This is a genomic window from Novosphingobium sp. KN65.2 (assembly GCF_001368935.1).
GTDB lineage: Bacteria > Pseudomonadota > Alphaproteobacteria > Sphingomonadales > Sphingomonadaceae > Novosphingobium > Novosphingobium mathurense.
The window spans coordinates 13,104-26,077 of the sequence record NZ_CCBH010000189.1 but is presented as its reverse complement, the minus strand read 5'-3'; the positions used below and the strand labels follow the sequence as shown (position 1 = coordinate 26,077).

Below are 12,974 nucleotides of genomic sequence, written 5' to 3'. Positions count from 1 at the left end.
CCCAACATCGCGTGACGCAACACCTCTCACATTAATGCCTTGCATGCTCCGCCCTGCAGCGCGACAGCAACGCCATGTTCGAATTTCCTCCGACAGATGAGCCCATGCCCGTGGATGGCCCGAATGTCGTCCCGGCCGCAACCGTCGTCATTTTCCGCCAACCGAGGACCGGTACCGCGCCCGAACTGCTGATGCTGCAGCGGGCCAAGGAAATGCGTTTCGCAGGCGGTGCGGCCGTCTTTCCGGGCGGGCGGGTCGATCCCGCCGACCGCGATCTTGCCAACGTGCTGCTTCCCGACATGCCGATCGAAAGGGCCGCGGCCAAGATTGCCGGCATCCGCGAAACGCTGGAAGAGACGGGGCTGTTGATTGCCGCCCGCACCCCGGTCAGCGCGAAGGAGGCCGCGGACGCCCGGGCCATGTTGCTCAAGGACGGCAGGCTCGCCCCGGTACTCGACCATTTCGGCTGGGAACTGGATACCGACAGTCTCACGCTCTATGCCCACTGGTGTCCGATCTGGGAGCGCGCTTTCGACACCCGTTTCTTCGTTCATGACCTTGGCACCGGCTCGGTCGACGTCGAAGTCGATGCAACGGAGAACACACGCCTGTTCTGGACCAGCGCCGCCGAGGCCCTGGCCATGGCGGAACGCGGTGAAATCAAGATCATCTTCCCGACCAGACGCAATCTGGAAAGGCTCGCCCAGTTCAGCTCCTACGGCGAGGTACTGGAGGATATTGCCCGTCACCCCGTCCGCCGCATCTGCGGAAGCTTTGTCGACCAGAATGGCGAAAAATGGCTAATGCTGCCCGAAGGCACAGGCTATCCTGTACTCGGCGAACCCGGCGCGACGCTTCTGCGCGGTTAAGGCATCGCGGGCATCCACCAAGGCGAGTACCCGCCCCGGCCCTCGCTTAAAGCTCGACGGCGTGCCTCTGCGCGAGATGATCGACGACGGGACCATAGATCGGCCGATCGAACTCGATCCCGGCCACATCGTTCTTGTTCCAGCGCACGACGCCGGTCAGCGCTTCCATGCCTTCTGGCCGGATCATGACCCGCGTGCCGACACGGAAGAACAGGCTGCGCGGCCGGATGCAACATCCCTCGACCGAAATATCGGAGATCTCGCCCTCGTCCCGCATGCCCGCTTGCGTGCGACATTGCACGGGCATCGACACAGGCCGACGGATGTAACGGCGAGGCAACATGGGACGGGTCATGATGGCCCATCATGACCGAAACTGGTTGACCAACTTTTAAAGATACTTGCGGACATGCCGGTCCGGCACAGTAAGTACCCAGTACAATTGAGTCATTACTGAGGTTTTAAAGGCACTTGGCAAGAGCACGCCCAAGCATGGACCCTTGCCTTTTCTGCAGCAAAAACGTTCTGAACCGGCCTTCTACCTGCCCCCGAGAGACAAGATCCGCTCAGGCGAAGAGCCCGGCGAACCGTTCGCGCAGGAGCTTCTTCTGGATCTTGCCCATCGTGTTGCGCGGCAGGGCATCCAGAGTCAGGATCGTCTTCGGAACCTTGAACGCGGCCAGATCCTTGCGCAGTTGCTCGCGCACGGCATCGGCATCGAATGCACCCGCCGGCTGGACCACGGCGACCACCGCCTCTCCGAAATCGGGATGGGGTACGCCGATCACGGCCGCTTCCGCCACGTCATTGCGGTCGTCCAGCAAGGCTTCGACTTCAGCAGGGTAGACGTTGAGCCCCCCGGTGATGATCAGGTCCTTCTCGCGCCCGACCAACTGGACATAGCCGTCGCCGTCGATCACCCCCATGTCGCCGGTGATGAACCAGCCGTCGGGGCGAAACTCGGCCGCGGTCTTCTCGGGCATTTGCCAGTAGCCCTTGAAGATGTTGCGGCCCTTGACCTCGACGATGCCGACTTCCCCCTGGGGCAGCACCTTGCCGGTCTCGAACTCGGCAATGCGCAGCGATACGCCGGGCAGCGGCGGGCCGACATAACCGGCACGGCGCTCGCCGTCATAGGGATTGGAGGTGAGCATCCCGGTTTCGGTCATACCGTAACGTTCCAGGACGCGGTGACCGCAACGCGCTTCGAATGCGCGATGGATGTCGGCGGACAGCGGCGCCGAGCCCGAGATGAACAGGCGCATGTTCGCTGCCGCCTCACGCGTGAACGCAGGATCGGCCAGCAGGCGGACGTAGAACGTGGGCACGCCCATGAGCACGGTCGAATCCGCCATGAGTTCGATCGCCTGCGCGCTTTCGAACTTCGGCAGGAAAAACATCGAGGCACCAGAGAAGAGCACGCAGTGGACCGCCACGAACAGGCCATGGACGTGGAAGATCGGCAAGGCGTGAATGAGCCGGTCCTCCGGCGTGAAGCGCCAGAAATCGATCAGCATCTCGCCGTTTGAAGCGAGGTTGTCCTGCGTCAGCATCGCCCCCTTGGGCTTGCCGGTCGTACCCGAAGTATAAAGGATTGCCGCGATATCGTCGCTCTGGCGCGGGACGGGCGCGGCACCCTCTTGCGGCAGGTCGGCAAAGAGGCGTTCGAGCGTCGTCACCTGCATCCTGCCGCCGCCGATGCGGTTGAACAGTCCGGTACTCTGATCGCGGCAGACGGCCAGGACCGGCGTGGCATCGGTCGCGAAATAGGCCAGTTCGGCTTCGGTGTAATCCACGTTGAGCGGCAGGTAGATCGCCCCGGCCCGGATCGTGGCGATATAGAGGATCAGCGTCTCGACGTTCTTGTCGGTCTGCACCAGCACCCGCTCGCCCGGTGCCACTCCCAGCCCTTGCAGCCGCGCGGCCAGTCGCCCGGCCTCCTGCTCGACCTCACGATAGGTCCAGCGACGCTGCCCGTCATCGACGAGGATGCTGTCTGCATACGCATCGAAACTGCGCGCAATGCGTGAATAGAGATCGCCCGACACTTCCTGCCTCTTCCCTTGCGTCATTTCCGTCGACTTCGAATGAGGGAGGTGCGGGTGATACGCAACCCCTGCCCGGCGGTAAGGCATTCGCACGAATTCGGACAAGCGCCAGGCCGTCAGGCGCAACTTATAGAAATATATAACAAATATTGCAGAAGGAAATTCCCCGCGCACTACACTCCTTGCAAATCCCGCCTTCTGGCGCCGCCAAGACGCCAGGAACATTTCCGGATGGCTGGATCGACTAACACAATACATGTCAGGCCAGGACGTTACCTCTGCCCTTGCGATCCAGCTTACCGCCATCCGGATGCGCCAATCTGACACTCAATCGCATCAAGATGGCGCCCCTATGGTCACTGTCGCGCTTGCAACACGACCCTTCTCCTGCGAAACGGGAGCCGATCAGCATATATAAAAACTTGACGAAATCCTACAGGACTAAAACATCTTATCCTGCATTATCAAAAAAATAACCAGATTATTTCAAAAGCGTAATATAAAGCACCAAGAAGAATTCGGATCGTCGCGCTCAAGGAATGCCAGAAGATAATGCCCCCCATTCCACCGAATGATGCCGAGCGGGTCGCAGCGCTCAGACAGCTTGAATTGCTTGACAGCCCGGGGCACTCGTCGTTCGACGAGATCGTCCAGGTCATCAGCCGGTCGCTCGATTCCTCGATCGCAATGATTTCGCTGATGGATGAGCAGCGGCAATGGTTCCTTGCCTCGCGCGGGATCGATGTCAGGGAAACGCCCCGGGAGATGGCGTTCTGCAATTATCCGGTGGCCCTTGGCGAACCCTTTCTCATCCGCGACACCCACAAGGACACGCGCTTCTCCGACAGCATTCTCGTGCGCGAAGGACCGCAGATCCGGTCCTATATCGGTTATCCGGTTCGCGCGCCCGACGGCCATATCCTCGGGACCGTGTGCGCAGCCGATCCGGCCTGCGACAAGTTCGATACTTCGCACATAGACCTGATGGGAAATCTCTCCACCCTGGTAGAGCAACTCGTCGCGGCCCATGTCCTCACGCTCGAGCTGGACCGGATTCATCGCGATCTGGCGGCCGAGAAGGAAAGGCTTGAACAGGTCGACATGACCTTCCGCCAGATGGAGCGGATCGCCCGGATCGGTGCCTGGGATTATGACATCGAGACTGCCCGGATCACCTGGTCCGAGAGCATCCACACCATCCACGACCATCCGATCGATCAGCCCATCGATAGCCAGACCGCCATTGACTACATCGTGCCCCAGCACAGACCCATAGTCCGCAACGCCATCCGGGCGATGAAGGACGGGGCTGACGAAGTCAGCTTCGAGGCCGACATCGTTACGCGCACCGGCAAGTCCAAACGGGTGCACATTATCGGCCAAAAGCGCAAGGAATGCGAAGGCCCCAGACGTATCGTCGGCGTCCTCATGGATGTTACCGAACGGCATACGACGCACCTTGCCCTGAAGCGCGCGGCCGAAATCGACGACCTGACCGGCCTGCTCAATCGCAATGCCTTCGCGGCGCATCTCGATGAAACGATCCAGCGAAATGGCGGCGGTGCACGACCGCCTCACCTGCTGATGTTCGACCTCGACGGGTTGAAGGATACCAACGAGATCTACGGGCATACCGTGGGGGACCATGCGCTGCGCGAAATCAGCGCAAGGATCGCCGCGCTTGCGGCGGAGCACTGGTCGGTTTCCCGCTGGGGCGGAGACGAGTTTGCGGTCACGATACCGGGCAACAAGCCGATCGAGGCCATCCAGAAGTTCGCCCGCAAGGTGATCGACGCCATAGCAGTCCCGATCGAACAACCTTGCCGCACGATCTACTTGAGGGCCACTTGCGGCGTCGCGGCAAGCGAGCCGGGTATTTCGGGCAAGGAAATGGTGCGACGCGCCAATCAGGCGCTTCACCTCGGCAAGACCACCGGCATGGGGCTCGTCCATTTCTACGACAAGTCGTTCGAGCAGCGAAAGCAGGCGCGCAAGGCCATAGAGCTGGAAATCCGTTCGGCGCTCGAACAGCATCGCATCTTTGCGCGCTACCAGCCGATCGTCGACCTGCGCACGGGCCGCACAGAGGGCTATGAGGCGCTGCTGCGACTGACGAGCGCGGCAGGCAAGGAAATGACGGCGGCGCAGCTCCTGCCCGCCCTCGTCGATCCGGAACTTTCCAGGCTAGTCGCTTCCCGGATGATATCCCTTATCGCCGCGGACTTCGCCAGCATCTCCCGCTCCGCCGGAACCCCCGGCTTCGTCAGCATAAACGCCACCGAGGCCGACCTGCTGGGCGGCGACTATGCGGACATGCTGCTGTCCACTCTGGCCGCCCATGACATTCCCACCGAGCGCATCACCCTGGAAGTCACCGAAACGATGCTGCTGGTGAACGATCTGGAACGCATGCGCGCCGTTCTCGAGCGGCTCAAGGCGGCAGGAATTTCCATCGCCCTCGACGATTTCGGGACCGGATTTTCCTCACTGACGCACCTCAAGGTCTTTCCGATCGACAAGGTGAAGATCGACCGCAGCTTCGTGTGCGACATCGCGCAGGACCGTTACGCGCATTCGATCGTGGCCGGCGTCATCGCCATGGCCCGCAGCCTTTCGGTCGACGTCATTGCCGAAGGCATCGAGACCCGGGAGCAACTGACGATGCTGCATGAGATGGGCTGCCTGATGGGCCAGGGCTTCCTGCTGTCGAAACCCGTCCACGCCAGCGACTGCCGGCCCCGGGCCGCATTCGACGAAACCACGGACGGCTGCTTACGACAAAACTAATCTTTTCAATTTAGGGAAGAAGGCGTCGCGCTGCCGGCAAAAGCCGGCAAACTTGGAGAGAAAATGGCGTGCCACTGAGTTCGACAGAGCCACTTAACGACAGGGTCTATGTCGAGCTTGTCCGCAGCCTCTATGCCAACATCACGCCCGCCGTGATCATGATGTTCGCCTTCATGCTTGCGTTCGGCATCATCTGGCTGGAATCCCCGGAATTCGATCCGCTCCTGATCGCACTCGGCGTTGCGAGCATGCTCGCAAGCCTGACCCGGGTTCTCGTAACGGCCGCCTTTCGCAGCATGGCGCTTACCGCCGCCCTGAACCGGCCGCAGGCGCGCAGGCTGGAGCTGGTCTTCGCGTTCCCCTACCTCGGTTTCGCAGCGTTGCTGGGGCTTTATGGCGCCTACGTTTTCTGGATGCCTTTGACAGAGGCCCATACTCTGATCATTGCCCTGCTCGTCGGCTATTGCGCCGGCGTCGCCACCGGCACCGGGTTGCGTCCGAACATCGCCGTTCCCAGCATGTGCCTGGCCATCGGCCCGACGATCCTGATTTCCGCGATCCGCGCCGACCCGATCCACATCGGCCTCGCCGTCATCACCCTCGCCTTCCTCTTCGGTGGTTCGCAGACGGTGCTGATGCGGCACGACACGATGCGCGCGGAGATCGCCAAGCGGCTGGCATCGGTGTCGCTTGCCCGGCGAGACACGCTGACCGCCCTGCCCAACCGACTCGCGCTCCAGGAATATTACGAGGAAAACGCAGCGACGATCTCTCCCAACGGATTGATCGCCGTGCATTATCTCGACCTCGATGGCTTCAAGCCGGTCAACGATACCTATGGCCACGGGGTCGGCGATGCCCTGCTCACATCCGTGGCCAGCCGCCTGCGCGGCGCGATCCGCAGCGGCGACATCGTCGCGCGGCCGGGCGGCGACGAATTCGCCGTCATCCAGTTCGGTCTGCAGCGCGCCGACGAGGCGGACCTGCTCGCGCGACGCATCGGCGCCACTATCGCGCAGCCCTTCGAGATCGGCGATCACAACGTCTCGATCAGCACCTGCATCGGCACCGTTGTGAGTACCGATCGAAGCCAGCGGCTGGACCTGCTGCTGCAGGAAGCGGACGAGAAACTCTACGCCCGCAAACGGGCCCGGAACGGGACTGCGGCCCTGCGCGACTTCGCCTGAATTGCATTCGGGCATATGCCCGCAGGCATCTTCGCGGTTGTCTTAATCACCTGTCCTGACCTAGTTGCGCGGCCTTCAACCATGGAGATAGACGCATGTTGCTCAAGCTTGAGGGAGTCATGTCCCGCGATGAAGTCGCCGCCTGCCGCGCGCTGATCGACAGCGGGGAATGGGTCGACGGCAACGAGACCTCCGGCCACCAGTCGCGTCTTGCCAAGAACAACCTGCAGCTTCGCAGCGGCAGCGCCGAAGAGCGCCAGGCCGGCGAGATGGTCGCGGCCGCGCTGGGGCGCACGCCGCGCTTTGTGGCAGCCGCCCTGCCGCTCAAGGTCTTCCCGCCGCTGTTCAACCGCTACGGCGGCGGCCAGGAATTCGGCGCCCATGTCGACAATGCGATCCGCCAGGTCAAAGGCACCGAGTTCCGCATCCGCAGCGACTTGTCCTGCACGCTGTTCCTGACCGAGCCGGAAAACTACGACGGCGGCGAACTGGTGATCGAGGACCTTTACGGCGAACAGCGGGTCAAATTGCGCGCGGGCGACATGGTGCTCTATCCCGCATCCAGCCTGCATCACGTCACCCCGGTCACGCGCGGTGAGCGCATTTCCAGCTTCTTCTGGTTGCAGAGCATGGTTCGCGACCATGGCGAGCGCGAACAGCTCTATCGTCTCGACTGCTCGATCCAGACGCTTTCGGCCGAGCGCGGCGGGCAGGATCCGGTGGTTCTGGAACTGACCAATCTCTACCACAATCTGCTGCGGCGCTGGGCTGACACCTAATTGTTAATGAAAATAATTCTCATTAAGCATTGACTCATTGCGACTGACTCGCAATAGCCCCTGTCGAGATTCAACAGGGGAGTTATATGACGCGTACCCGCATTACTGGCGGCCAGGCGGCCGCCAGCTTCGTCGCTCTGAGCTGCGTTGGTTTCATTGCGACAGCACCGGTTCAGGCCACGGCTCAAGAGGCCAAGGACCAGCCGGTTCGTCTGCAAGGCGTATCCGTCACCGAAAGCGCCATTGCAGTGGATTACGGCGCCGATCACGTTCAGAGCCCCAAGGCGACGGCTCCGCTGATCGACACCCCGCGTACCGTCAACGTCATCACCACCGACGTGCTCAAGGACACCGCGTCGTTCGAACTCGCCGATGCCCTGCGCACCGTTCCCGGCATTACGCTGGGCGCCGGCGAAGGCGGCACCGCCAGCGCCGACATTCCGCTGATCCGCGGCGTTGACGCGACCTCGGACACATATGTCGACGGCGCCCGCGACATCGGTTCGCAGACCCGCGAAACCTTCGCGGTCGAGCGGATCGAAGTCTTCAAGGGCTCGACCGGTGCATTCGGCGGCCGCGGCTCGGCCGGCGGCGCGATCAACATCGTTTCCAAGCTTCCGCGGGACGGCAACTTCGCCAATGCCGACGTGACCGTAGGCACCGACGACTTCAAGCGCGTGACCGTAGACGTCAACCAGAAGGTCGCGGACAAGCTTGCCGTGCGCATCAACGGCCTGTGGCACGATGCCGATGTCGCCGGGCGCGACGCGGTATTCAACAAGCGCTGGGGCATCGCTCCCTCCGTTACCTGGGGGATCGGCACGGAAACCACCGCGACGCTCTCGTACTACCACTACGAGACCGACGACATGCCGGACTACGGCATCCCGCTGACCTCGCGCGGCCAACTCGATGACGTGCTGCCCGCAGGCTCGCGCCGCGTGGCTGATACCGATTTCGACAACTTCTACGGCCTGACCGACCGCGACTTCCAGAAGACCAAGGTCGACTCGGTGACCTTCCAGTTCCAGCACGACTTCGGCCGCGGCTGGGTCCTGTCGAACACCGCCCGCTGGTCGCGCGCGCGCAACAACTACATCGTCACCAACCCGGACGACAGCAAGGGCAACGTCGCCGACGGCATCGTCTGGCGCGGGGTCAAGAGCCGCAACTCACTCAACCAGAGCCTCGTCAACAACCTGAACCTGGCAGGCCAGTTCAAAACGGCCGGCATCGAGCATAGCATTGCGGTGGGCTTCGAGATGTCGGCTTCCGACACCGACCGCTACTCCTACTCGGTCGATACCGGCGACAGCACCTGCGCCTCGCTGGCGGACTACAACTGCACCACGCTCGACAATCCCAATCCGTCGGATCCGTGGACCGGGACGATTGCCCTCAATTCCGGCAGCGGTGTCCTGACCCGCGCGGAAGACTACAGCTTCTACGCTTTCGACACGGTCACCATCATCCCGCAGCTGCTGCTCAACGGCGGCGTGCGCTGGACCAGCTTCAACATCCGGGCCAGCGGCTCAAGCCGCGGCGTGCCCTACTCGGTCGACAAGAAGACCGACTTCTGGACCTGGCAGGGCGGCGTTGTCTTCAAGCCGGTTGAAAACGCCAGCATCTACTTCTCCTATGCGGACTCGGCCACGCCCCCGGGCGCGGACGTCGGCGAAGGTGCGAATGCCGTAAGCGGCACCAATGCCAATTACGAACCGCAAACCATGGAAAACTGGGAAGTGGGTGCCAAGGCCGATCTTTTCGGCGGTGCGCTCAGCCTGACGGCAGCCGCTTTCCAGATCGACCGCAGCAATATCCGCGATCTTGATCCGGGAACCGGCGATCAGGCGATCATCGCCAACAAGGCCCGCATCAAGGGCTTCGAAGTCGGCGCTTCGGGACGCATTGGGCCGGTCTCGCTGCTCGCCGGATACAGCTACACCGACAGCGAACTGCGTGACGGCAGCGCAAGCGACGGCAACGCCCTGCCCAACACGCCCAAGCACAATGTCGCGCTTACTTCGAGCGTCGACGTGACCGACCGGTTCAGCATCGGCGGCGGCGCCTATCACGCCTCCAAGCGCTATGCCGACACGGCCAACCTCATCGAGGCGGACGGCTACTGGCGCTTCGATGCCAATGCCGGTTTCCGCTTCAACGAGAACTTCTCGGTCAAGCTGAACCTGCGCAACCTGACCGACAAGCGCTACGTCACGAAGCTGCGCAACCCGCACTTCGCGGTGCCATCCGCCGGTCGCCAGGCCCTCATCACGCTCAGCGCGAGCTACTGAGGCCGACCTGACGACGCTCCTTCCCTGCCCCCCGAAATCGCATGTTGAGGACGACCATGGAACTATCCATCACCGATACCCTTGACCCGATCGCGTCGGGGCAGGCGAAGGGCGCGACCTGCCCGGACGGGCGCGGCCAAACGGACGAAACGATCTGGCTCCGGGCCTCCCCATCCGTTCGGACAGCCGTCGAACCAGAAACAATCCAGACCCTCGAACCGCCCGGTGCGCGCTACGCACCGGGCGGCTTCAATTATCGGGCCTTTGCAGTCGTCGCTGCGATCCATGTCCTGGCCATTGCCGCCCTGCTCGGCTTGGGCGTGGTGAAGGTTCCGCAAGTCCGGCAAAAGCACCTTACGGTGTTTACCGTCTCGCCGCCGGCGCCCCCGCCGGAACCGGCACCGCAACCCGAGGCCGAGCCGCAACCGCTGGTCCAGGATCCGCAGCCGACAGCGGTGAAGCCGATGATCGAGCTGCCTTCCAGGTCCACGCTCGTCATCGATGCCGCCCCGGTCCAGAGCGCAGTTGCCGTCAAGGTCGATGCCCCGCCCGCGCCCAAGGCCGCGCCCGCACCGCCAGCCCCGGTGACCCCTCCCGATTTTTCCGCCGCCCAGCTCAACAACCCCGGCCCCAGCTACCCCTACGCCGCCCGCCGCGCGCGGGAGCAGGGCACGGTGATGCTCAAGGTCCTGGTCACGCCCGAAGGCCGTGCCGGCGACATCGAGATCAACGAGTCCAGCGGCTTCGACCGGCTCGACCAGGCCGCGATCCAGACCGTGCGCAAGTGGCGCTTCGTTCCGGCCAAGCAGGCCGGCAAGCCGGTTGCCGCATGGGTGCTCGTGCCCGTCGGCTTCCACCTGAACTGATCCATGAACGAGGCCGCCATGCCCGATACGACTACCACCCTGCGCGTCGGCGCCAATGCCGCCCCGTCCGGCCGGTCTGGCGGCACGGCCCGTCCGCGCAAGAAACTGACCCGCGGCTTCTGGCTGCGCCACCTGCACACCTGGCACTGGATCAGCTCGGCCGTATCGCTCGTCGGCCTGATGCTCTTCGTGATCACCGGGTTCACCCTCAACCACGCCGCCGACATCAGTTCCCAACCGCAGGTCGTCGAGGGATCGGCAAACCTTCCGGCCGAACTGCGCGAAAGCCTTTCCGGCCTCGCCACCGAGGGCAAGGCCCCGCTTCCCCGCGACCTGCGAACCGAGCTGTCCGGCCAGACCGGCATGACCATATCCACGGCTCCTGCCGAACTGAGCGAGGACGAGGTCTATCTCGCCATGCCGCGTCCCGGCGGCGATGCCTGGGTCGCGATCGATCGCACCACCGGCGACGTCACCTGGGAGAGCTCCGACCGCGGCTGGATCTCCTACCTCAACGACCTGCACAAGGGCCGCGACACCGGCAAGGCATGGCGCCTGTTCATCGACGTCTTCGTGCTGTCGGCAATGGTCTTCATCGGAACCGGCTTCGTGCTGCTCTGGCTCCATGGCCGCAACCGCCCGGCCACCTGGCCGCTTACCGGCCTCGGCTTCTTGGTGCCCTTCCTGCTCGCCCTTTTCTTCATTCACTGAGGACATCATGCGCAAGACTTCGCTTTTCGCCCTGACCGGCGCCGCGACCATCGCCAGCCCGGCAATGGCCGAGACGATGACCGTAGACATCACCATCCCGCGCCTCTCGGTCGCTGAATACCACCGCCCCTACGTCGCGGTCTGGCTGGAAGGCGAAGGCGGCAAGGTCCGCACGCTTTCCGTCTGGTACGACAAGGACAAGCGCGGCGGCGAAGGCAAGAAGTGGCTCAACGAAATGCGCACCTGGTGGCGCAAGGCGGGCCGCAGCGCGTCGATCGACGGTGTCTCGGGCGCAACGCGTGCGCCGGGGCCGCAGAAGCTCTCGATACCGGCCGCCGCCCTTCGCGGACTTCCGGCCGGAAACTACCAGCTCGTGGTCGAGGCCGCGCGCGAAGTCGGCGGACGCGAAGTCGTGAAGCTTCCGGTCACGCTGGGTGGCAAGAGCGCCTCGACCGCCCGCGCCAGCGGCAAGACCGAACTCGGCAGCGTTGCCGCCACCATCAAGCCCTGAAAGGACTGAACTCATGAAAATGCGCAGCCGTCTTGGCGCACGCGCCGCCCTGCTTGCCGTCTCGCTTGCCGCCGTCCTGCCCGGATCGGCCCAGGCGCACCGGGCCTGGTTCCTCCCTTCCGAGACGATCCTGTCCGGCGAAGACGCCTGGATCACGGTGGATGGGGCGATCTCGAACGACCTGTTCTATCCCAACCACTTCCCGCTCGGCCCCGACGGCGTGACGGTCGTAAAGCCGGACGGCAGCGCCGGCGCGATCGAGAATGCGGCACGCGGCAAGATCCGCTCCACCTTCGACCTGCACCTGGACCAGCCGGGCACCTGGAAGATCGGCAACATGCGCAGCGGCGTCTTCGGCCGCTACAAGCTGAATGGCGAGCAGCAGCGCCTGCCGCGCGGTGCGCAGGCGGACGAGATCGAAAAGCTGATCCCGGCCGGCGCGACCGATATCGAGATCCGCGAAAACGTGATGCGCAACGAGTTCTTCGTCACGCTCGGGGCGCCGACCGATGCGGTCTTCACGCCGAGCGGCAAGGGCCTTGAAATGGTGCCGGTTACCCACCCCAACGATCTCGTCGCGAACGAGGAAGGCGTGTTCCGCTTCCTGATCGACGGCAAGCCTGCTGCCGGCGTGGAACTGACCGCGATCCTCGGCGGTGGCCGCTATGCCAACCAGCCGGTCGAAGTGAAGGCGACCAGCGATGCCAAGGGCGAAGTCCGCCTCGCCTGGCCGCAGCCGGGCATGTACTGGCTCGAGGCCGAAACCAAGGACAAGAATACCAGCGTCCCCGGTGCAACCGAGCGCGGCCTCGGCTATGTGACGACGCTGGAAGTCATGGCGCCCTGAACCAGCGTCCCGCGCCCTGAAGGAGAACCGCGATCCGCATCGCCATTCCGTCCGTCGACTGGCCCGACGCACTGC

At 63.5% G+C, this 12,974-nt stretch carries 11 protein-coding genes; 9 read left to right on the top strand and 2 right to left on the bottom strand.

Annotated features, from left to right (window positions below; translation table 11 throughout):
- The first annotated feature begins 74 nt into the window (after positions 1–74).
- Complete coding sequence (locus SPHV1_RS19575) at positions 75–869, top strand: NUDIX domain-containing protein (RefSeq protein ID WP_054947687.1); 795 nt, start codon at positions 75–77, stop codon at positions 867–869.
- 46 nt (positions 870–915) lie between these two features.
- Here SPHV1_RS19575 and SPHV1_RS19570 read toward each other — a convergent pair whose 3' ends face one another.
- Complete coding sequence (locus SPHV1_RS19570) at positions 916–1,224, bottom strand: PilZ domain-containing protein (protein ID WP_079730272.1); 309 nt, start codon at positions 1,222–1,224, stop codon at positions 916–918.
- Positions 1,225–1,435: 211 nt separating this feature from the next.
- On the bottom strand, positions 1,436–2,941 hold the full coding sequence (locus SPHV1_RS19565; RefSeq protein ID WP_231634767.1) for an AMP-binding protein: 1,506 nt from the start codon (positions 2,939–2,941) through the stop codon (positions 1,436–1,438).
- A gap of 528 nt (positions 2,942–3,469) precedes the next feature.
- Between SPHV1_RS19565 and SPHV1_RS19560 the strand changes: the two genes are divergently transcribed.
- From SPHV1_RS19560 to SPHV1_RS19525, 8 genes are all read left to right on the top strand, one after another.
- Complete coding sequence (locus SPHV1_RS19560) at positions 3,470–5,704, top strand: bifunctional diguanylate cyclase/phosphodiesterase (RefSeq protein ID WP_054947685.1); 2,235 nt, start codon at positions 3,470–3,472, stop codon at positions 5,702–5,704.
- A 68-nt stretch (positions 5,705–5,772) separates the two neighbouring features.
- On the top strand, positions 5,773–6,891 hold the full coding sequence (locus SPHV1_RS26060; RefSeq protein ID WP_304437727.1) for a GGDEF domain-containing protein: 1,119 nt from the start codon (positions 5,773–5,775) through the stop codon (positions 6,889–6,891).
- A 95-nt stretch (positions 6,892–6,986) separates the two neighbouring features.
- Positions 6,987–7,670 (top strand): Fe2+-dependent dioxygenase, encoded by a 684-nt coding sequence (locus SPHV1_RS19550; protein WP_054947684.1) that lies wholly within the window; start codon positions 6,987–6,989, stop codon positions 7,668–7,670.
- 86 nt (positions 7,671–7,756) lie between these two features.
- A complete protein-coding gene (locus SPHV1_RS19545; protein WP_054947683.1) occupies positions 7,757–9,964 on the top strand; it encodes a TonB-dependent siderophore receptor in 2,208 nt (735 codons plus the stop codon).
- A gap of 56 nt (positions 9,965–10,020) precedes the next feature.
- Positions 10,021–10,830, top strand: a complete 810-nt coding sequence (locus SPHV1_RS25880) for an energy transducer TonB (RefSeq protein ID WP_054947682.1) — start codon at positions 10,021–10,023, stop codon at positions 10,828–10,830.
- A gap of 3 nt (positions 10,831–10,833) precedes the next feature.
- Positions 10,834–11,541 carry a PepSY-associated TM helix domain-containing protein gene (locus tag SPHV1_RS19535; protein ID WP_231634766.1) on the top strand — a complete coding sequence of 236 codons (708 nt, stop codon included), beginning with the start codon at positions 10,834–10,836 and terminating at the stop codon, positions 11,539–11,541.
- A 7-nt stretch (positions 11,542–11,548) separates the two neighbouring features.
- Positions 11,549–12,052, top strand: a complete 504-nt coding sequence (locus tag SPHV1_RS19530; RefSeq protein ID WP_054947681.1) for a DUF2271 domain-containing protein — start codon at positions 11,549–11,551, stop codon at positions 12,050–12,052.
- Between the two features lie 13 nt (positions 12,053–12,065).
- Positions 12,066–12,899, top strand: coding sequence for a DUF4198 domain-containing protein (locus SPHV1_RS19525; protein WP_054947680.1), 834 nt, complete (start codon positions 12,066–12,068; stop codon positions 12,897–12,899).
- Positions 12,900–12,974 lie beyond the last annotated feature (75 nt).